General features: G+C 69.0%; 21 protein-coding genes. 9 read left to right on the top strand and 12 right to left on the bottom strand.

Annotated features, from left to right (window positions below; all coding sequences use genetic code 11):
- The first annotated feature begins 26 nt into the window (after positions 1–26).
- From F6W70_RS15930 to F6W70_RS15915, 4 genes are read left to right on the top strand one after another with little or no spacing between them, the layout of a single operon-like run.
- On the top strand, positions 27–1,418 hold the full coding sequence (locus tag F6W70_RS15930) for a hypothetical protein (protein ID WP_151487307.1): 1,392 nt from the start codon (positions 27–29) through the stop codon (positions 1,416–1,418).
- Positions 1,419–1,471: 53 nt separating this feature from the next.
- The gene (locus tag F6W70_RS15925; protein WP_151487306.1) at positions 1,472–2,233 is read left to right on the top strand and encodes an SDR family NAD(P)-dependent oxidoreductase; all 762 of its coding nucleotides are present in this window, start codon (positions 1,472–1,474) and stop codon (positions 2,231–2,233) included.
- Positions 2,230–3,306: an enolase C-terminal domain-like protein gene (locus F6W70_RS15920; protein WP_151487305.1), complete on the top strand. Its 1,077-nt coding sequence runs from the start codon at positions 2,230–2,232 to the stop codon at positions 3,304–3,306. Before F6W70_RS15925 ends, F6W70_RS15920 begins: the two co-directional genes overlap by 4 nt.
- 40 nt (positions 3,307–3,346) lie before the next feature.
- A complete protein-coding gene (locus F6W70_RS15915; RefSeq protein ID WP_318278924.1) occupies positions 3,347–4,144 on the top strand; it encodes an SDR family NAD(P)-dependent oxidoreductase in 798 nt (265 codons plus the stop codon).
- A 110-nt stretch (positions 4,145–4,254) separates the two neighbouring features.
- On the opposite strand, the gene F6W70_RS15910 is transcribed toward F6W70_RS15915, so the two are convergent.
- The 3 genes from F6W70_RS15910 to F6W70_RS15900 form a co-directional block, all read right to left on the bottom strand.
- On the bottom strand, positions 4,255–4,827 hold the full coding sequence (locus F6W70_RS15910) for a PIN domain-containing protein (RefSeq protein ID WP_151487303.1): 573 nt from the start codon (positions 4,825–4,827) through the stop codon (positions 4,255–4,257).
- Positions 4,828–4,866: 39 nt separating this feature from the next.
- On the bottom strand, positions 4,867–5,376 hold the full coding sequence (locus F6W70_RS15905; protein WP_127483316.1) for an excisionase family DNA-binding protein: 510 nt from the start codon (positions 5,374–5,376) through the stop codon (positions 4,867–4,869).
- Positions 5,377–5,532: 156 nt separating this feature from the next.
- On the bottom strand, positions 5,533–6,363 hold the full coding sequence (locus F6W70_RS15900) for a putative endonuclease domain-containing protein (protein ID WP_151487302.1): 831 nt from the start codon (positions 6,361–6,363) through the stop codon (positions 5,533–5,535).
- Between the two features lie 103 nt (positions 6,364–6,466).
- Between F6W70_RS15900 and dinB the strand changes: the two genes are divergently transcribed.
- Complete coding sequence (gene dinB / locus F6W70_RS15895; RefSeq protein WP_151487301.1) at positions 6,467–7,663, top strand: DNA polymerase IV; 1,197 nt, start codon at positions 6,467–6,469, stop codon at positions 7,661–7,663.
- 13 nt (positions 7,664–7,676) lie between these two features.
- On the opposite strand, the gene F6W70_RS15890 is transcribed toward dinB, so the two are convergent.
- Both F6W70_RS15890 and F6W70_RS15885 read right to left on the bottom strand, forming a co-directional pair.
- A complete protein-coding gene (locus tag F6W70_RS15890; protein ID WP_151487300.1) occupies positions 7,677–8,021 on the bottom strand; it encodes a nuclear transport factor 2 family protein in 345 nt (114 codons plus the stop codon).
- A complete protein-coding gene (locus F6W70_RS15885; RefSeq protein WP_055867011.1) occupies positions 8,014–8,763 on the bottom strand; it encodes an SDR family NAD(P)-dependent oxidoreductase in 750 nt (249 codons plus the stop codon). The genes F6W70_RS15890 and F6W70_RS15885 overlap by 8 nt, the downstream gene beginning before the upstream one ends.
- An 88-nt stretch (positions 8,764–8,851) precedes the next feature.
- Between F6W70_RS15885 and F6W70_RS15880 the strand changes: the two genes are divergently transcribed.
- Both F6W70_RS15880 and F6W70_RS15875 read left to right on the top strand, forming a co-directional pair.
- Positions 8,852–9,826 (top strand): C-terminal binding protein, encoded by a 975-nt coding sequence (locus F6W70_RS15880; RefSeq protein WP_151487299.1) that lies wholly within the window; start codon positions 8,852–8,854, stop codon positions 9,824–9,826.
- Positions 9,827–9,839: 13 nt separating this feature from the next.
- Positions 9,840–10,694, top strand: a complete 855-nt coding sequence (locus tag F6W70_RS15875; protein WP_151487298.1) for a fumarylacetoacetate hydrolase family protein — start codon at positions 9,840–9,842, stop codon at positions 10,692–10,694.
- A gap of 97 nt (positions 10,695–10,791) precedes the next feature.
- Here F6W70_RS15875 and F6W70_RS15870 read toward each other — a convergent pair whose 3' ends face one another.
- The 3 genes from F6W70_RS15870 to F6W70_RS15860 all read right to left on the bottom strand — a co-directional run bounded on the left by F6W70_RS15870 (position 10,792) and on the right by F6W70_RS15860 (position 13,282).
- On the bottom strand, positions 10,792–11,640 hold the full coding sequence (locus tag F6W70_RS15870) for an SMP-30/gluconolactonase/LRE family protein (RefSeq protein ID WP_151487297.1): 849 nt from the start codon (positions 11,638–11,640) through the stop codon (positions 10,792–10,794).
- A complete protein-coding gene (locus F6W70_RS15865) occupies positions 11,637–12,395 on the bottom strand; it encodes a polyamine aminopropyltransferase (protein ID WP_151487296.1) in 759 nt (252 codons plus the stop codon). The genes F6W70_RS15870 and F6W70_RS15865 overlap by 4 nt, the downstream gene beginning before the upstream one ends.
- 71 nt (positions 12,396–12,466) lie before the next feature.
- Complete coding sequence (locus tag F6W70_RS15860; RefSeq protein ID WP_055867036.1) at positions 12,467–13,282, bottom strand: hypothetical protein; 816 nt, start codon at positions 13,280–13,282, stop codon at positions 12,467–12,469.
- A 223-nt stretch (positions 13,283–13,505) separates the two neighbouring features.
- Between F6W70_RS15860 and F6W70_RS15855 the strand changes: the two genes are divergently transcribed.
- A complete protein-coding gene (locus tag F6W70_RS15855; RefSeq protein WP_151487295.1) occupies positions 13,506–15,284 on the top strand; it encodes an RNA polymerase sigma factor in 1,779 nt (592 codons plus the stop codon).
- Positions 15,285–15,360: 76 nt separating this feature from the next.
- Here F6W70_RS15855 and F6W70_RS15850 read toward each other — a convergent pair whose 3' ends face one another.
- On the bottom strand, positions 15,361–15,651 hold the full coding sequence (locus F6W70_RS15850; protein ID WP_151487294.1) for a helix-turn-helix domain-containing protein: 291 nt from the start codon (positions 15,649–15,651) through the stop codon (positions 15,361–15,363).
- Between the two features lie 14 nt (positions 15,652–15,665).
- Positions 15,666–16,073, bottom strand: a complete 408-nt coding sequence (locus F6W70_RS15845) for a response regulator (protein WP_151487293.1) — start codon at positions 16,071–16,073, stop codon at positions 15,666–15,668.
- 129 nt (positions 16,074–16,202) lie between these two features.
- On the opposite strand from F6W70_RS15845, the gene F6W70_RS15840 reads away from it, so the two are divergent.
- On the top strand, positions 16,203–16,535 hold the full coding sequence (locus tag F6W70_RS15840; protein WP_318278941.1) for a Dyp-type peroxidase domain-containing protein: 333 nt from the start codon (positions 16,203–16,205) through the stop codon (positions 16,533–16,535).
- A 23-nt stretch (positions 16,536–16,558) separates the two neighbouring features.
- Here the strand turns inward: F6W70_RS15840 and F6W70_RS15835 are convergent, their stop codons facing one another.
- A complete protein-coding gene (locus F6W70_RS15835; protein ID WP_151487291.1) occupies positions 16,559–18,010 on the bottom strand; it encodes a VaFE repeat-containing surface-anchored protein in 1,452 nt (483 codons plus the stop codon).
- A gap of 363 nt (positions 18,011–18,373) precedes the next feature.
- Positions 18,374–18,724, bottom strand: a complete 351-nt coding sequence (locus tag F6W70_RS15830; protein ID WP_055875838.1) for a TraR/DksA family transcriptional regulator — start codon at positions 18,722–18,724, stop codon at positions 18,374–18,376.
- Positions 18,725–18,754 lie beyond the last annotated feature (30 nt).

Below are 18,754 nucleotides of genomic sequence, written 5' to 3'. Positions count from 1 at the left end.
ATCATGGAGAACAGGGAGGACCACGCGTGAACGACACCGCATCTGCCACGAAACTCGGCGATCGCATCCGCATCCCCCGCACCCGGGCGCGCATCGGCGTCGCCCGGCGCGACATCACCCCGCCCACCGGCATCCGGGCGAAGAACTGGGGCCCCGCCGACTGGGAGCGCTCCGAGGGGGCGCACCGTCCGTTCGAGCTCACCGCGCTCGCCGTGGTCTCCGCCGACGAGCGCCCGCGCGTGCTGCTCGCGGTGGATGGCACGTGGTGGCGTCGCGTCGCCGATGAGCAGGGCGTGCGCGGGGCGATCCTCGACGGGCTGGGGCTCGACCCCGACCAGCTGATGCTCTCGCTCTCGCACACCCATGCCGGTGCGGTGCTGTGCGCCGCCGATGCGCATCTTCCGGGCGGCGAGCTGATCCCGGGATATCTTGAAGCGCTCGCCGTTGCGGGGATCGCCGCCGGGCGCGAGGCGCTGGAGAGCGCGGTCCCCGGACTCATCGAGTGGACCACCGGGCGCTGCACCCTGGCGGCCGATCGCGAGCTCGACGTCGACGGTCGACCCCTCGTGGGCTACAACCCCGCGGGCGAGGCCGACGACACCGTGACGATCGGGCGCCTCAGCGTCGACGGCATCGTGTGCGCCACTCTCGTGAACTACGCCTGCCATCCGACCACGCTCGCCTGGCAGAGCCGAGAGGTGTCGCCGGACTACGTCGGGGCGATGCGCGAGATCGTCGAGTCCGCCGCTGGCGCTCCGTGCCTGTTCGTGCAGGGCGCATCGGGCGAGCTGGCTCCGCGCGAGCAGTACACGGGCGACGTCGCGGTCGCCGACCGGCACGGACGCTCGCTCGGACACGCGGTGCTCGCCGCTCTCGATGCGCTGCCCGCCCCGGGGGAGGAGCTGACGCTCGACGGTGTCGTGGAGTCGGGTGCTCCGCTCGCGATCTGGACCGGGCGGGCAGCCGCTGGAGGGGAGGGGGCTGCCTCTTCGCTGACGAGTGTGGAACTGCCGCTGCGTGACCTCCCGACGCTCGACGAGCTCGCCGAGGAGTGGAAGGACATCGATCCGCGCTCCCGCGAGGAACGTCTGGGACGTGCTCGCAACCTGCGCGACGGCTACATCGAAGGTCCCACCGTGCAGCATCCGATCTGGGCCTGGCGGCTCGGGGATGCGGTGATCGTGGGGCATCCGGGCGAGGCCTACTCGCGGCTGCAGACCACGCTGCGCCGCCGATTCCCCGAGACGCCGATCGTGGTGATGAACCTCACGAACGGCCCAGGTTTCGTGTATCTGCCGACGCGCGACGCCTATGACCGCGGGGCGTATCAGGCCTGGCAGACGCCTCTCGCGCCCGGGGCGCTCGACCTGCTCGAGGAGCATGCGGTGGCTGTCGTGGCCGATCTGCTCGACCGCTGACGGCACTCCCGATACACTTGCTATAGCAAATCTCGACCACTCTGAGGAGAGCAATGACCGCCCAGCGCCCTGTCGCCATCGTCACCGGAGGATCCGCCGGGATCGGCTGGGAGATCGGTCAGCGCCTCGCCACCGACGGCTACCTCGTGGTCGCCGCCGACCGTGTTCCCGGGCTCACCGCCGCCGACAACCCGGCCGGCATCCTGTGGCGCGAGCTCGATGTGACCGACCATGCCGGTGTCGACCGCGTGTTCGGCGAGATCGAGGCGGAGCTCGGACCGATCGAGGTGCTCGTCAACAATGCCGGCATCCAGCGCCATCGTGGCATCGAAGACCTCAGCTGGGACGAGTGGTCGGCCGTGGTCGACGTCAACCTGCACGGGGTGTTCTCGGCGCTGCAGGCCGCAGGAAAGCGGATGCTGGAGCGTGGCGAGGGCCGCATCGTGAACATCTCCTCCATCTCGTCGCGCGGCTCTGCGGGACGTGCCCCCTACGCCACGACGAAGGCCGCGGTGATCGGTCTGACCTCGACCGCGGGTGCCGAGTGGGCCTCGCGCGGGGTGCGGGTCAACGCGGTCGCACCCGGGTACGTCGACACGGGCGTCTTCCGCCAGGGTGTCGAGGCGGGCACGCTCAGCCTCGACACGATCCTGTCGCGCATCCCCGCGAAGCGTCTGGCCGAAGCGAGCGAGATCGCCGCCGCGGTCAGCTTCCTCGTCTCCGACCAGTCGCGGTACATGAACGGCCAGACGCTCTACGTCGACGGCGGGTTCATGGTCGATTACGGCGTGCCGTTGGCGAAGAAGCCCGAATGACGACGATTGCTCGCATCGACACGGCCACGGCCGTGCTGCCGCTCCCCGCACCCCTGCACCTGGGGGCGATGACCGTGACCCGCCGCGAGTACAGCGCGGTGCGGGCGACCGCTGACGACGGCCTGACCGGTGTGGCCTACTGCCTCTCGCGGGAAGCGCCGATGGCCGAGATCGTCGACCGTCTCGTTGCGGTGCACGCGGTGGGGGCGGATGCCGACGACCCCGCCGCGACCTGGGAGCGGATGCTGCGCGGCAGCGCCATCGTCGGACGTGTGGGCCTGGTGCGGCGGGCGATCGGCCTGGTCGACATCGCGCTGTGGGACATCGCCGCGCGGCGTGCGGGCCTGCCGCTGTGGACGCTGCTCGGCACGGGCGACGGGCCTCGCGAATCGATGCTGGTCGCCGCGTATCCCTCTACGGACCGGACTCCCCGCGAGGTGGGAGACGAGGTTCTCGCGCAGGCGGACGGCTGGACCAACGTGAAGATCTCCCGCATTCCGGATCCGGCATATATGCGCGATCTGCTCGCGATGCTGAACGCCGAGCTGCCCGATACGACCGGCCTGGTCGTCGACGTGGGCTTCGGCTGGCCCGATGCCGACACGGCGTTGACCGAGATCGCGCAGTGGGGCGACCCTCGGCTCGCGTGGCTCGAAGACCCGCTGCTTCCCGAAGACGCCGAGGGCGTCGCGCGCATCCGCCGGGAGTCAGGGCTCCCGGTCTCGGTCGGAGATGAGGTCACCGATCCGGCCGTGCTGAAGGCGCTCGTCGAGGTGGGCGGTGTCGACGTGCTGCGGATCGATGTGGTCGCGATCGGCGGCGTGACACCGGCCCGCGAGATGATCGCGTGGGCGGCCGAGCGCGGTGTGCCGGTGTCGGGGCACGTCTATCCTGAGGTCACCGCGCACCTGGGCATCGGCGTCGAGACCTTCGCCCGCGGCGTCAATCCGTACGATCCTGCGCCGTCGTTCATCCTCGGCGGTCCATCGTTCGAGGGCCGGGTGCGGCCGACGGATGCCGCGGGCCTCGGCTTCGCGCTCGATCCCACCGTCTTCCCATTCGAGAGGGACTGAGATGCCAGACTCCCCGCGCAGCTCTGTGAACCGCAGCTCTGTGAACCGCAGCTCTGTGAACCGCAGCGTCGTCGTGACCGGCAGCGGCAAGGGCATCGGCCGTGCGATCGCGGAACGTCTCACCGCCGACGGCTGGATCGTGGTCGGGCTCGAGCGTTCCCCGGGCTCCGGCACGCTCGAAGATGGCATCGTGGCCGAGGTCGTGCTCGGAGATGCCGCCGATCGCGCGACGCACGAGCGTGCCGCCGCTGCCGCTCGTGTCAGGGCGCCGCTCGCCGGTTGGGTCAACAACGCCGGGATCACCAAGCGCACCCCGCTGCACGAGCTCGACGAAGACACCGTGCGCGAGGTGCTCGACATCAACGGCTTCGGGTACATCTGGGGCTGCTCGACCGCCGTCTCCGCCTTCGTCGACCAGGGCGTGCCGGGCGCAATCGTGAACATCGGCTCGATCCACGGACGCTCCAGCTTCACCGACCATGCCGCCTACGAGTTCACCAAGGGCGGCATCGACGCCCTCACCCGCAGCGTGGCCGTGTCGTACGGCGCCCTCGGCATCCGCGCCAACACCGTCGCTCCCGGCGGGGTGCGCACCCCGCACCTGGAGGCGCAGATCGCCCGCGCGGCCGACCCCGAGGCTGAAGAGCGGGCGCTCGCAGAGGGACCGCCGATGGGCCGCATCGCCCGAGCCGAAGAGGTGGCAGCGCTCACGGCGTTCCTGCTGTCGGACGAGGCCCCGTATCTGTCGGGGCAGTCGATCGCCGTCGACGGCGCGTGGACGGCATCGTTCGGCGACATCGCCATCGACCCGGGTTTGCGCGAGCGCTTCCAGCGCTGATGCACGGATGCTGCGACAAGCTGAGGTGATGCGGAGGCTCCGTGGCCCCGGTCCTGCGCAATTTGCGCGACGGGTCGAGGTGACGTTGGATGTGACCTCGGGAGTCTCGCTCAGAGGAGAGGGAACAAGACCGCATGGGCTCCGGTCATGGCGTAGCGGTCGTGAAGCTCGTCGAGGACCGCCCTAGTTGTTGTGGCGCGTCGCATCGACAGCTGCTGGAGAGCTCGAGCTCCCGCTTGTGGGTGCGCCGCGACCGTATTCGTCGCGAACTCTGCCGGGTTTAGTGTCTCGATGCTAGCGTCGCTGAGGGTTCGAGAAGTTCGGAATCCGGCTCCCTCGTCGTTCGTCACGATGGCGTCCGCCTTGCCCATGATCGCGGCGTGTGCGACATGCCCGTCGTCGCGATCATCGAGCTGGTAGTCGTACTCTCTGTCCTTTGGCGCATCGATGGTCGCGCCCGGGAAGGCCTTCTGCATCGTCTCGAACAGGTGCGTGCGGGCGTGATCGCTGTCCTTCGGATTGATGCCTCGCCGGCTATCGATCCGCGCGAGAACGTAGTCGAGCTCGAACAGAATCCCGGTGCCCCATAGGGGTGCGTAGGCTCTCTCTGCGGCGAGTTGGAGCAGGAAGTCGCGCTGGAGGCCTGGCACGAGGGCGCAGGTATCGAGGACGGCCTTATACACCTGATGAGTGTCGCACAGCCACCGGGACCATATTCGGCGTCAGCGAACTTTGCGGGCTTCGGCGAGCAGTTCCGAGATGTCGTCGACATCCGCGTCGCCATACCGTGCGGAGCTCTCCGTGATGAAGGCGTTGCGACGGGACTGGATCTCATCCCGGTAAGACAGGACGTCCGAGAGGTAGAGCTTTCGTCTTACCGTTCCCGGGACGTGTGCCGGAAGTTCACCCGACTCGATCAGTTGCACGACAGTAGGACGGCTGATGCCGAGAATCTCGCCAGCTTGCTGTGTCGTGAGCTCTTGATCGCGAGCGGAGATGCTGACGGATTGTCCCTGACTCAATGCAGCCGCTGTTTGCCTGAGGACGGTGTAGAGCTGTTCGCTGAGCTCGACACGGTCGTGTTCGCCCGCGCCGCTGAGGAAGAAGCTCGGCTCCGGCGCTCCGCCGCGGTGCGCCTCGTGTGCTTCCATGAAGCTGAGCAGTGTGGCGATCTGATCAGCCTGCTCGGGTGCGGGAGAAACAGTCGTGTCCTGGGCACGTACTGCACTCATGATCGTCTCCTCTGCCGCCTCTTGTTATGAACCTGACATTTACAGAGTATCGCCAAAACGAAAGAAACGAAAGAAACGAAAGTAGTGAAGCGACTTGGTTGGGACTGGGCCATCGGAAGTCGTGTGGACGACCGATAAGGCGCGAGCCAGCGCGAGCTACCGCAGATAGGCATCCACAAGCAGCGCGCCACGAATGACCCGCAGCTCGTCGAGGATGCGGGCGATGCTCTTCCCACTCACCGAAGACAGCGCGAGATCGTGCGGACCGAGGGGTTCGAGCTTCCCTGTGCGGATGCGGATCACCTCCCAGCCCGCGGCACGGAGCGCACGGTCTTTGCGCAGGTCGGCGTTTTGGCGTTTGCCCACGTGCTCCAGACCGTGACGGCCGACGGTGTCGTATTCGAGCGCGATCCGGAGCTCCGGGAACACGATGTCGGGCCAGACCTCGGTGTGGCGGAAGAACGGGCGCGAGACCTTCACGGCGTTCATGGTCGGGTCGAAGTCGATCACCGCGCCGAGCTCCGTTCGCAGGCGGCCCTCTGCTGCCGAAGCGGGCCGCGGGGCGCACTCGCTCACGAACGCGGTGCCCGCGCGCAGGTCAGGGGTCTTCGTGCAGAGCGCGGGCGCGGGGCGACGGGGTGCGCGGGGGCGGGCGCGTGCTTCGCCGAGCACGACCGGCTGCGGACGGGCGAGGGCAGAGCACTCGGGGCACCACGCGGAGCGGCGCCGCACTTGTCCAGGACGCTCGCGCTGCTCGGTCGGCGTCGCGGCGAACCGGTGCCCGACCGCGCACTCCCAGCACAGGAGCACGTCGGCTGCCAGCGGGATCTGCGACAGGACGATGCCGTGGTTCAGCTCGGGGTGGTACTGCCGCACCAGTTCCGGATACGCCGCCCACCCGGCGCGATAGGTGCCCACGTCATACGGAACAGCGCGACCGCGGGAGAACTGCCGTCGCGCCCACCACTGCTTCACCGGTTCCGGCACGCGCCGACCATACCGGCCGCCACAGACACCCCGTCTCGCCTCTCGAAGTCGCTGCCGGTGTCCCCGGTTCGTGCGACGATCCGCACGTCGACAGGAGAACGGGATGCGTGGGGAAGCGACGGTGCTGCACGCCGACCTCGACGCGTTCTACGCGTCGGTCGAGCAGCGCGATGCGCCCGAACTGCGTGGCCGTCCCGTGATCGTCGGCGGCGGGGTCGTGCTGGCGGCGAGCTACGAGGCGAAGGCACGCGGGGTGCGCACCGCCATGGGCGGCCGACAGGCGCGAGAGCTCTGCCCTGATGCCGTCGTCGTCCCGCCGCGCATGGATGCCTACTCCGCGGCGAGCAAAGACGTGTTCGCGATCTTCCGTGACACCACCCCTCTCGTGGAGGGGCTGTCGATCGACGAGGCGTTCCTCGAGGTCGGGGGTCTCAGACGCATCGCCGGCAGCCCCGAGCAGATCGCGGCACGGCTGCGTGAACGCGTGCGGGCGGAGGCGGGACTCGCCATCTCGGTCGGGGTCGCGCGCACCAAGTTCCTGGCCAAGGTCGCCAGCGCCGTGAGCAAACCCGACGGGCTGCTGGTCGTGGAGCCCGACCGGGAGGAGGAGTTCCTTCTCCCTCTTCCCGTGGAACGCCTATGGGGTGTGGGCGCCGTGACGGCCGAGAAGCTCCACCGCTACGGCATCCGCACGGTCGGAGAGCTCGCCGAGCTCGAGGCGGCGACCGCCGAGCGGATGCTGGGCAAGGCCACGGGCGCGCACGTGCACGCGCTCGCTCGTCTGCGGGATCCGCGGCCGGTCGACAGTACTCGGCGACGCGGCTCCATCGGCTCGCAGCGCGCTCTGGGCACCCGCCCCCGATCTGCCGAAGAACTCGATCTCATCCTCACGCAGATCGTCGACCGGCTGGGGCGGCGCCTCCGCGACGGCGATCGCGTCTGCCGCACCGTCGTGCTGCGCCTGCGCTTCGGCGACTTCTCGAAGGCGACCCGCTCCCGCTCGCTCCGCGCGCCGACCGATCGCACCGCCGTGCTGCTCACCCTCGCGCGCACACTGCTCGCCGCCGCGCACGCCGAGATCACCGCCCGCGGCATCACCCTGATCGGCATCTCGCTGTCGCAGCTCGACCACACCGACCGTGTGCAGCCCGAACTGCCGATCGACTGGGGCGACGAGGCCCGCCTCGACACCGTGCTCGACACTCTGCGGGATCGCTACGGTGCGACTTCCGTCTCGCGGGCGGCGCAGCTCGGGCGCGACCCTGGATGGTCGTCCCCGATCCTCTCGGAGCACGAGTGAGCGCTCTGCGGCGTCAGGCCTTGAGCATCGAGGCCCGCGCGATCAGCCCGTCGACCACGTCGAACGTCGCGATGGTCTCGGTGGCGACGCCTGCGTTGATGACCTGTTCCTGCGCGACGACCCACCGGGTACCGAACAGCACGCTGGTCTCGATGGCGCACGACAGCTCGGGGTTCTGCAGTCGAGGCTCGTAGAACGCGCGGATCGCGGCGGAGCCGACCACGGGCTCGGGCGCGACACCGGTGATCACGGCGTCCTCGGCGTAGGTCGCTACGAACGCGTCGAGGTCGTGCGCGTTGAAGGCGTCGAGCTGTGCCTGCACGGTATCGAGGGCAGAACGGGCGGTGCGGTCAGTCAATGCGTACTCCTCCGTTGACGTCGTAGGTGGCGCCGGTGATGAAGCGGGCGCGCTCCGACGCGAGCGATGCGATGATCCAGGCGACGTCTTCCGGCTGTCCGAACGCGCCGAGCGGGATCCCTGCTTCGAGCTTCTCGCGGCCCGCGCCCTGCAGCTGGTCGGTGATCGCGCTCGCGACGGGACCAGGGGTGACGGCGTTCACGCGGATGCCCTCGGGGGCGAGATGCCGCGCGAAGCTGCGGGTGATCGCGAGGATCGCCCCCTTGCTGGCCGCGTAGTGGATGCCGGTCTGCAGCGCGCCGACCTGGCCGGCGATCGAGGCGATGTTGATCACCGAGCGGTCGCCCTCGGCGGCACGGAGTAGCGGGAGAGCGCCGCGGGTCAGGAAGAAGGTGCCGCGAGCGTTGGTCTCCAGGACCATGTCCCACTCGTCGAACTCGATGTCGTCGTAGGGGGTGTACGGGCAGACGCCGCCGTTGTTGACGAGCACATGCAGCGAGCCCCATGCGGCCGCGACCTCGGCGATCAGGGCGTCGATCGATGCGCGCTCGCGCAGGTCGAGGCGCGAGACGTGCACTTCGGGCGCCCCCGCGGCGCGGCACTCCTCGGCGACGCGGAGGGCTTCGGCTTCCCGCCCCGTGTAGGTGATCCAGAGGGCGGCACCCTCGCGGGCCAGTTCGAGGGCGGCGGCGGTTCCGATACCGGAACTGGCCCCCGTGATCAGTGCGCGGCGAGCAGTCATGAGATCGATGCTATAGCAAATTCCGGTGAGGGCGAGCGATCGATCTGACGTCGTGCATCCATCTGCTAGATGCTATAGCATCGCATCCATGACCGAGCCATTCATCCTCGTCAGCGACTGCGACCTGCCGGGAACCGTCATCGAAGACACCCTCCGACAGGCCGGGCTGCGTGCCGAACGCGCCGCCTCCGGCAGCATCGACGACCTCGCCACCATCGGCTCCGACGCCGAGGGTCTGGTCGTGCAGTGGGCGCAGATCACCGGCGAGGTGATGGATCGGATGCCGAACCTGCGCATCATCAGCCGGGTCGGCATCGGCTACGACATGGTCGACGTCGAGGCGGCGACCGCCCGCGGCATCGCGGTCGCGAACACCCCGAGCTACTGCATCGAAGAGGTCGCCGCGCACACGATCGCGATGATCATGACGCAGGCCCGCGGCCTCCCCGCCTACGACCGTGCCGTGCGCGCCGGCGCCTGGAAGGCCGTCGATCCCCGCCCGCTCGCCGTGCGCCCCTCGGCCACCACGGTCTCGGTGCTCGGCTTCGGCCGTATCGGCTCGATGGTCGCGCGCGGCTGCCGTGCGCTCGGGTTCCGCGTGCTCGTCGCCGACCCGTATGCCTCCGCCGACGCAGTGCGCGACGCCGGATGTGAGCTCGTCGAGATCCCGGATGCCGTGGCCCGGGCCGACATCCTCACCCTGCACGTGCCGCTGACCGCGGAGACCCGCCATCTGATCGATGCCGCGGCCCTCGCGACCATGAAGAGGGGCGCTGTCGTGGTGAACACCTGCCGCGGTCCGCTCATCGACGAGGAGGCGCTCGCCGCCTCGCTGCGTGCCGGGCACCTGGGCGCCGCGGCACTCGACGTGTTCGCGGGGGAGCCCCTCGCCGTCGACTCGCCGCTGCGCGACCTCGACGACGTGCTGCTCACCCCGCACGCCGCCTGGTACTCACCCGAGGCGCTGGCGGACCTGCCGGTGCACGCGGCCGAGAACATCATCCGCTACCTCGCCGGCGAATCCGTGCCGATCGTCAACCCGACCTTCGCCGCTGCGCGCTGACGGAAGGAACACCATGGAACTCCTGCGACTCGGCCCCGTCGGCCACGAGCGTCCCTACGCGCGGGAGGCGGGCATCACCTACGACCTGTCGCCCCTCACCGCCGAGATCGACGGTGCCTTCCTCGCCACCGACGGCATCGACCGCGTGCGCGAGGCCCTCGGTCGCGGCGAGCTTCCCGCCGCCACTGTCGACGGGCTGCGCATCGGCGCTCCGGTCGCCCGCCCGACCGCGGTGATCTGCATCGGCCAGAACTACGCCGCCCACGCGGCCGAGTCCGGATCCGTGCCGCCCGAGCATCCGGTGGTCTTCTTCAAGCACCCCAACACGGTGGTCGGCCCGGAGGATGTCGTGCTGCTGCCGCCCGGTGCGGAAAAGGTCGACTGGGAGGTCGAGCTGGCGGTCGTGATCGGCAAGACCGCGCGCTACCTGTCGTCTCCGGATGCCGCCCGCGAGGTCATCGCCGGCTACACGATCTCGAACGATGTGTCCGAGCGCGCCTATCAGCTCGACGTGTCGGGCGGGCAGTGGTCGAAGGGCAAGTGCTCCGAGACGTTCAACCCGCTCGGGCCGGCGCTCGTCCCCGCCGACGAGGTCGACCCGCAGGCGCTGCGGCTGCGGTCGTTCGTGAACGGCGAGCCGAGGCAGGACTCGTCGACCGCCGACATGATCTTCCCGGTGCTGCAGGTCGTGCACGAGCTGAGCCACTACCTGGTGCTCGAGCCCGGCGACGTGATCAACACCGGCACCCCGCAGGGCGTCGCGCTCTCCGGCCGGTTCCCGTACCTCCAGGACGGCGATGAGATGACGATCGAGATCGAGGGCCTCGGTCGCCAGCACCAGCGCACCGAGCGGGTGCACCTGCGCTGACCTGCGTCATCCACCCGGCGGCCTGTGTCCGGGGCACGGTTCCTTTCGCTGAGTGCACCGTGCCTCGGGCAGAGGCCGTCGGTGCTGCCGCGAGGTCTCAGCCGGCGAAGGGGATGACGGGGAGGCCGCGCACGCCCGGTTGCACGGCGAAGAGCGAACCCGCCTCGGTGCCGTGGTCGGGACCGAGGTCCTGCGCCGAGGTGGTGATGTAGAGCGTGCCGAGGTCGTCGTCACCGAACGTGCACGCGCTGACCTGGGGTACCGGGAGATCGATCGTCGCGATGCGCTGTCCGGCGGCGTCGTAGCCGTGCACGGCGCTGCCGCCCCAGAGGGCGACCCACACGCTGCCGTCGGCGGCGACCGTGAGGCCGTCGGGTGACCCCTGTTCCTCGGGGATCACGACGAAGGCGCGTCGCCCGCGCAGCTCCCCCTCGGTCACGTCGAACACGTCGATGCGGTGCGTCGCGGTGTCGACGTAGTACGCGCGTCGTCCGTCGGGCGAGAAGCCGACGCCGTTCGAGATCGTCGCCCGCGCCAGCACGGTCGCGATGTTCAGGTCGGCGTCGAGGCGCAGCAGGCTTCCGGCATCGGCCGCGGCGTCGTAGGCCATCGAACCGGCCAGCAGTCGGCCGCGAGGATCGCAGCAGCCGTCGTTCATGCGCACACGAGGGTCGTCGCCCAGCGAGGCCACGGCCCTGGTGTCGCCGTCGACGTCGTCCGCGAGGTAGAGCGTGCGGGCGCCGACCGCCACCAGGCCGCCACCGGATCGGGGGCGAGCGAAGGCCAGGTACTCGTCGTCGATGTGCTGGCGGGTCACACCCTCGGGACGCAGCGCGAGCAGGTCGCCCGCGCTTCCGTCGACCCAGCGCAAGCCGCCCCAGCCCGCCCACCAGACGAGTGCTTCGGCGTGGTGGGCGATCGGACCGGTGACGTTCTCCGGGGTCATGCGTCCTCGCCCGCGTGCGGGGCGGAGGCATCGAGCGCCTCGGCACCCGTTCCGCGACTGCGCGCCACGTACACGGTGTTCGACGACGTGCCGCCCGTGACGGCGTTCTCGAAGTCGACGACATGAGCGACGGCGTCATCGAACACGGCCGTCAACTCGACCATGAACTCCTCGTCGGGCGGGTCATCCGACCACAGGGCGAAGACGCCGTCGGGGGCGAGATGACGGTCGAGCGCGCGCAGACCGGCGGCGTCGTACAGGTCGGCGTGCGTCGGATCCAGCTGGTGCCGCGGAGAGTGATCGACGTCCAAGAGGATCGCCGAGTACCCGGTGTGACCCTCGACGGGAGAGGAGCGCATCACCGCGAAGAAGTCGTCTTCGAGCAGCGTCGTGCGCGGATCGTCGACGAGTTCCGCCGACACCGGGAGGAGCTTGCGCTCATGCCACCCGATCACGGCGCCCAGCCGGTCGATCACCGTGAGGGCGCTCACCCGCTCATCCCGCAGGGCCGCGACGGCGGTGTAGCCGAGCCCGAGCCCGCCGACCAGCACCGAGAGGTTGTCGCCGTCGACCGCTGCCAACCCCAGGTCGGCGAGCTCTTCCTCCGCCACGGTGAACAGGCTCGACATCAGGTACTCGTCGCCGAGCTTGACCTCGTAGATCTCCTGTCCCACCGCGGGCTCGGTGCGCCGGCGCAGAGTGAGGTCGCCGATCGGGGTGGACTGCCAGTCGAGCTCTTCGAACCGAGTGATCACTGCGGCATGCCTCCGTCGTCGTCCGCCCGGGTGGGCGGGGTGCGGGCAGAACCCGCGGATGTACCTGTGCTTCAGGACTGTTCGTCGCGGCGGGGGAGCCGGATCCGCTCGGGCTCAGGGGTGGTGGGCTCAGACACTGAGGGTGCTGCCGGCGCGGAGATCTCTCTGGCCACCTGCTTCTCGAGCACGGTGACCGCGTCGTCGGAGAGCAGGATGAGCCCGTCGAGCTCTTCACGCACGCGCTTGTAGGCGACGTTGCGTTCGGCCTGTGTGGCCGATTCGTCGACGGCGACCTTCAGCAGCTGCTGCGCGCGGTCGAGGCGCTTGCGCTCCGGTTCGGTGAAGGTCGAATCGCGCAGGCGTCTGGCGTCCTTCTCGGCGATCTCGAACGCGACCGCGTAGTCGCCGACGGCTTGCAGATACTCGGTGACCTGCTGCTCCGACACTCTGGCGTCTGCCGAGGCCGGGCGCAGGGCATCCGCCGTCTTCTTGGCGCGCAGGAACGCGGCGGTCAGGGGCTGGCGACCATCGCTCATGGCAGGGAAGGCGATGAGCTTCGCCACGTCGAGTTCGTAGTCGAGCCAGCGTGCGGTGATCTCGTCGTGCTCGCTGAACAGGCGCGCGACCAGGTCGTTCGGGGCGACGGATGCCGTCGTGTCGACGACGGAGGGCCCGCGGCGCCGGGCCTGCTGGGTCAGCGCACGCGCCTCGATCTCGGCGGTCTTCAGCTGCGCCTTCATGCGGAGAGTCTCCAGACGGCGCTCGTGTCGGCGCTTGGAGCTGCGTTCCCAGCCCTTCGCGATACCACCGGCCATTCCCATGATGGGGAAGATGAGCCACCAGTAGTGCTGCGCGAAGTTCCAGAAGCCCTGGATGAACTCGTCCATGATGAGTTCAGCCTACTTCTCGAGGTAGCCGCCCGCGGGGCCGACCGATCCGTCGGTGCGTCGTGCGGCGTCTCCCAAGTCGAGCACGGACGACGGGGCAATGAGGCGCAAGACAGCCACACCAGAAGAGTCGCCGACCCCCAGAAAGTGACGCGACGAAAGTTCGGCACCCCGGTGCCCTATTCTGACGTCGGAAGAGAGACCTGTGGTCCGGGGAGGGAACATGATCGATCCCCGCAGTGATGCGGAGTTGCTGAGCGCGCTACGGGCCGGTGATCGGGGCAGCTACGAAGCCCTCTGGCGCCGCCACGCGGAGGCGGCGCACCGCTACGCTTATCGGCTCTTTCCGGCCCGTGCCGATGACCTCGTCTCGGAATCGTTCCTGACGATCTATCAGCAGGTCACCACGACCGACAGAGGTCCGCAGTTCGCCTTCCGCTCCTACCTGAAGACGGTGATCCGCAACACCGCCATCGCCTGGCGGAAGGACGCGGCGCGCGTCCTGACCAGCGATGATGTCGATCAGTTGGAGCTGCGCGACGGGCTCAGCGTACTCGAGCAGCAGGCGAGTTCGGCAGATGTGCTCGCAGCCTTCCAGGCCCTTCCCGAACGGTGGCAGCGCGTGCTGTGGCTGGCGGAGGTCGATGACGTCGACCGGCCGGAGATCGCCGAAGAGCTGGGGATCAAGCCGAACGCGGTGTCGGCGCTGCAGCGTCGTGCGCGCACGGGGTTGAAATTCCAGTGGCTGAGCCGACAGATTCCCGTCGCTCTTCGCGATGACACGGCGCATGTGGCGCGTCTGATCCCTCAGTACCTGACCGAACCGAACAACGTCGCCGTGGAGCGGGAAGTGGCTGACCACCTCTCAGAGTGCGGGGAATGCAGAGATCTGCTGCAGTCGACGCGGGGTGGCGCGGCACGGCTGCAGGGCAGGACCCTCGCCGTGCTGCTGGGGGCGGCGGGGCTCGGGGCGCCTACAGCCGCCTCACTGTCGTCCGGTACGGCCGCCGCTGCGGCGTTCGCCGGGTTCTCCGGATGGCTCCTCGCCGGGTCCCTGGGTGCGGCCACAGTCGGCGGGATCATCGTCGCGGCGCTGATCGCCGGGCCCGGCCCGGCGCCCTCTCAGGCGGACGTGCTGCCGGCGAGCTCGGACGCCGTCAGTGCCGCGGCATCCGAGCCAGACCCTGTCCGCGCTTCGGGCCCGGATCTGCTGGTCGCTGCTCCGCCGGTTTCGGCCCCGGAGGAACCGACCACCGGGCGTCGGATCCTCGACCCGACCGTCCCCTCAGCGGGGCTCTCCGACGACCCCGATCAGTACTTCCCCACGGCTCCGACCCGGCCGCAGCCCGCCGATCCGCGTACGCCGGGACCTGGCACTGATCCAGAGTCCCCGTTGTCTCCGGGGGTTGCCAACCCCACCACCTTCTCAGGTCACCTCTCCCCTGTCATCGCGGGACAGACAACGCCGGGCGAGAGCATCGTCGTCTCCCTGGACTCTCAGCGCTACACACCCACGGTCGCCGACGACGGCACCTGGAGCTTCGACACCCGCGCGTTGCAACTCGACGCAGGAACCTACGCCTACGAGGTGTGGTCATACGACGAGACTTCGCAGTCGGCCGTCACATCGGGCACCTTCACCGTGCTCCCGATTCAGGTGCAGGGCTTCGAAGAGCTGACCGGATTCGAAGACATGAGGGTCGAAGAGGCACAGACCACCGGTGTGGTCATCGCGGTCACGGGGCCGCCGAACGGGCGAGTGTTCATCACCTCGATGGAGGGGCACTCCGCGACCATCGACCTGGATCAGAACGGATACACGCGCAAGCGACTCCTGATGGATGCAGCGGGGTGGTACTACTTCACCATGCGGGTGCTCGACAGCGACGGGTACTGGGGGCCGGCGTATGAGAAGGCCGTGGATGTGTACGACCCCGACGTCATCTTCGACCCCTGGGGCGAGGGGCCGGACAGCATGACCTTCGACTTCGTCGATCCGTGAGTCGCGCCACGATTCCGGGGATCTGCACTCCTTCTCGGCGGGATCGTGGGGTCCTCTCCGGCTCCACGACCCCGGCTCATTCGGTGATCATGCAGGGCCCCTCGTGTGGCGAAGGATCCGCGTACCCGTCAGCCCAGGCGATCTGCGCCAGTTGGAGCTTCGAGCGGGCAGGGCGACCCGCCGATGTGAACTTGTCGCGCACGCGATTGAGGTACTTCCTTGCCGTGTCGTGGCGGATGCCCATGGCATCGGCCGCTTGACCGATGGTCATGCCGTTCACGTAGAGCGCGAGCACTCGCGCCTCCTGGGCGCTCAGACGCGTTCCCGGGGAGCCGGGTTCGACGATGTCGTGCGCGGGGGACGTCATGATCGTGCCTCCCGTCAGGGGGACGTCATGATCGTGCCTCCCGTCAGGACGATGGTGGCGGCGACGACGAAGTCGTCTTCCGAGTCGGCGGTGGACACGAACCCGTCGGTGCCTGCGGCCGCGACACGCCGGGCAGTCGTTCGCGTACCCGGCGATGTGAGAGCGAGCACGCGGATGCCGGCCTCGCGCAGAGCCGTGAGCGCGGACAGATCGTTCGACGCGAGCGGATCGAAGGGGAGCGAGAGCACGAGTAGATGAGGCCATCGAGTTCTTTCGGTGTGGCGCAGCCACCCCAGGAAACCGCGGAGCGTGGGGCAGACCTCAACGACGTCGAGGCCTGAGATCCCCGACAGCAGCTGTTCGATGCGGGAGCGCTGCAAGACGAGCTCGTCGACGACTGCGGCGCGACGTGTATGGCTCATGCTCTCGAGCTCGTTCAGCGTCGAGGCAACCGTCGAGTCGGCTGTCGTCGTGCGCCGATCAAGAACTCTCACACAGAGAAGGTGTGCGAGAGTCGCAAAAAGTGACGCCGAGATTGACGTCCTTTCGGGATCGACAGCCATCCACGCACGGGGTTCGCGCGGCGACAGGTCCTCGGCGGGCTCGGATTCATCGACGGCATCATGAATCCGAGCACCGCCGAGGACCTCGACGCCCGGGTCTGGAGCGATTCGCAGTATCTCGACACGCATTGGGTGCTGCGCCGCATGCGTGTGTCGGGAGACTTCGGGCGGATGCCGTCTGGTCGGCAGGAGCGCGCTGTCGGTCGCCGGCGCGACACCGGCGCACCTCTGTCCGGGGGAGGCGAGCGGGACGAGATCGATCTCGAGGGACGCGGCGTCCCGGTCGCCTCAGGGCCGATTGTCGGCCTCGCCACTCCGTAGAGAGGCGAGGCCGACACGGCTCGTCAGTCGGCGTCGATGGTCTTCCGCCGTGCGCGTCCGACGAGCAGGATCATCGCGCCCAGGGCGAGCAGCACGCCGGCCGCGCCGACGGCGATGCCGGGAAGGTCGCCACCGGTCGTGGCCAGCTGTCCCTTCGCGCCCGGGGTCGCCGTCGGCGTCGTCGGGGTCGTCGGCGTCACGGGCGCCTTCTCGATGGTGACGGTCTGTGCGGCGTCGTCGATGTCTTCGTGCACGGCGATCGGGTCGCCCGTGGTGTCGGTTCCTTCGTAGAGGCGCTCGAAGGCGACGAGCGTGCCGCCGGCGTAGCCGACCGGGACGGTGAAGGTGACGTCGATGGAGCCGTTCGCGGTCTCCGGGGTGAAGGTGATGGACCCGGTGATGCCGGTGGCGGTGCCGTCGGCCTTGTTCTGCAGTTCGCCGGTCACGGTGTACTCGGTGCCGGGGGTGAGGTTCTGGTAGGCGACGGTGTCGATGACGGTGCCGCCGTTCCAGGGCAGGATCCGGTCGCCGTCAGCGGAGTCGACCAGTGAGGTCCCGATGGAGGGGGCCGGTACTGCCGTGGTGACCCACTCGACGGTGGCATCGTCGGTGGTCGTCGCCGTGCTCGGTGCGACCAGGATGATCGTCTGCGCGTGGTCATCCGCCGTGGGCGTCGGTGAGTTGCTCGTCGGTACCGAGACGATCTTCCCGGTGCCGCTCAAGCCCTCCGCCACCACGGACACGGTCGCCGAACCTGCGGCGGTCGACCCGCGAAGGTCGAGGTACAGCGTCTGACCGTCGACGACGGCGTTCGCGTCGATCGCGTTCCCGCTCGCATCCACGAGTGACACCGCAGGGTCGGCCGTCACACTGACGGTGGGCTGGTCGGTGGTCACCAGGAAGGGGCCGACCAGTGAGTCGGCGGTCTGCGGGGCGCTGGGGGCGTCGATGCTGGCAGTGACTGCGAAATCGGCCGGGGTCATCCCCGTGCTCGCGTTCGCACCGTTCACCAGGTGCCAGTAGGCGGCTTCCGAATCCGGAGTCTCCCACGCCCACGCCGCGTCGAAGTTGAGGTCGGTGTAGCGCCAGACCGCGTACTGGGTGGCCTCGATCGCGTCATTGCGGGAGATGCCGGGGGCACCCGCCGCAGCGCCGAACTCCTCGAGGCTCAGTGCGGGGTAACCGTGGGCCAGCACCCAGAGCACCTTCCCTTGGATCACGGGATCGGTGAAGTAGTTGCTGCCGAGGTAGTCCTCGGCGTTGCCGACGTACCCCTCGAGCTGCGTCCTTGAAGAGACGGGGTTCTCGATGCAATACGCCCAGAAGTCGGGGTCGCCGACGGCTGGGACCTCGGCCCAGATCGGGAACATCCCCGTACCGGAGTATCCCTGCTTGCTGCCGATGTAGACCGAATCCCCTGCGTCGACCGATGCTGAAGCCGCCAGGGGGGCGATCAGCCCGCCCAAGGCGAGCACGCTCGCACCGATCCAACTTCCGAGTCGGCCCCGAATCTTCTTATGTTCCTTCACGCTGCACTCCCTGCGATCGCGCCCCTGAGCTCTCCCGGGCGGGTCAGTTCAGGGGCATTCCTAATTGACGGTCATCGGAGAACAGGGGGAGTGTTCCGCGATTCCTTCTTAAGGAGTGCGGGACCGGCGAAAGGTGACGGCGTTCAGCAGCCTTCTTTCCTGGTCAGCAGGTTTCGATCGGCGCGCCGCGTGCACAGCTCCGGATCTGCGCGCCCACACTTTGACGGATGCCGCCCCGCCTCGGCGTGTCCAGGTCGATCTCCGAAGCTTGTGCGCGCCACACGTGAACGCGCGCGGCCGCGACCCGACTCAGTGCCCGAGCTTCTCCGCGCACGCGACGCAGTGCTCGGCGAATGGGCGCACGGCCAGGCGCTCCGCGGGAATCGGCTTCCCGCAGTTCGCGCACCTGCCGTAGGCGCCGGCATCCATCCGGGCCAGCGCGTCGTCGACCTGGTGGAGTTCGGATGCTGCGGCCTCGGCAAGCCCGGTCAGGCGCGACCACTCCGACGAGAGTGTTACGCCCTCGGGGTCGTGCTCGTCGTCGTCGTTCGAGCCCGCCCGGTCATGCGTGAGCTCGGCCAGCATCAGCGACGTGGATGCTACGCGCGCCTCGGCCCGCGCACGGAGGCCCGTGAGGAGGGCGCGAAGGTCGGTGGTCATCCGCCCACTCTATGCACGGTCACCTCTTCG

It is taken from the genome of Microbacterium maritypicum, from assembly GCF_008868125.1.
Taxonomy (GTDB): Bacteria; Actinomycetota; Actinomycetes; order Actinomycetales; family Microbacteriaceae; genus Microbacterium; species Microbacterium maritypicum.
The sequence above is the reverse complement of the archived record's forward strand: the minus strand, read 5'-3'. Positions and strand labels throughout refer to the sequence as shown.

Coding starts and splice junctions, on each gene's coding strand:
- F6W70_RS15925 (WP_151487306.1), top strand. CDS start 1,472: ATGACCGCCCAGCGCCCTGTCGCCATCGTCACCGGAGGATCCGCCGGG.
- F6W70_RS15920 (WP_151487305.1), top strand. CDS start 2,230: ATGACGACGATTGCTCGCATCGACACGGCCACGGCCGTGCTGCCGCTC.
- F6W70_RS15905 (WP_127483316.1), bottom strand. CDS start 5,376: ATGAGTGCAGTACGTGCCCAGGACACGACTGTTTCTCCCGCACCCGAG.
- dinB (WP_151487301.1), top strand. CDS start 6,467: ATGCGTGGGGAAGCGACGGTGCTGCACGCCGACCTCGACGCGTTCTAC.
- F6W70_RS15885 (WP_055867011.1), bottom strand. CDS start 8,763: ATGACTGCTCGCCGCGCACTGATCACGGGGGCCAGTTCCGGTATCGGA.
- F6W70_RS15880 (WP_151487299.1), top strand. CDS start 8,852: ATGACCGAGCCATTCATCCTCGTCAGCGACTGCGACCTGCCGGGAACC.
- F6W70_RS15875 (WP_151487298.1), top strand. CDS start 9,840: ATGGAACTCCTGCGACTCGGCCCCGTCGGCCACGAGCGTCCCTACGCG.
- F6W70_RS15870 (WP_151487297.1), bottom strand. CDS start 11,640: ATGACCCCGGAGAACGTCACCGGTCCGATCGCCCACCACGCCGAAGCA.
- F6W70_RS15860 (WP_055867036.1), bottom strand. CDS start 13,282: ATGGACGAGTTCATCCAGGGCTTCTGGAACTTCGCGCAGCACTACTGG.
- F6W70_RS15855 (WP_151487295.1), top strand. CDS start 13,506: ATGATCGATCCCCGCAGTGATGCGGAGTTGCTGAGCGCGCTACGGGCC.
- F6W70_RS15850 (WP_151487294.1), bottom strand. CDS start 15,651: ATGACGTCCCCCGCGCACGACATCGTCGAACCCGGCTCCCCGGGAACG.
- F6W70_RS15845 (WP_151487293.1), bottom strand. CDS start 16,073: ATGAGCCATACACGTCGCGCCGCAGTCGTCGACGAGCTCGTCTTGCAG.
- F6W70_RS15830 (WP_055875838.1), bottom strand. CDS start 18,724: ATGACCACCGACCTTCGCGCCCTCCTCACGGGCCTCCGTGCGCGGGCC.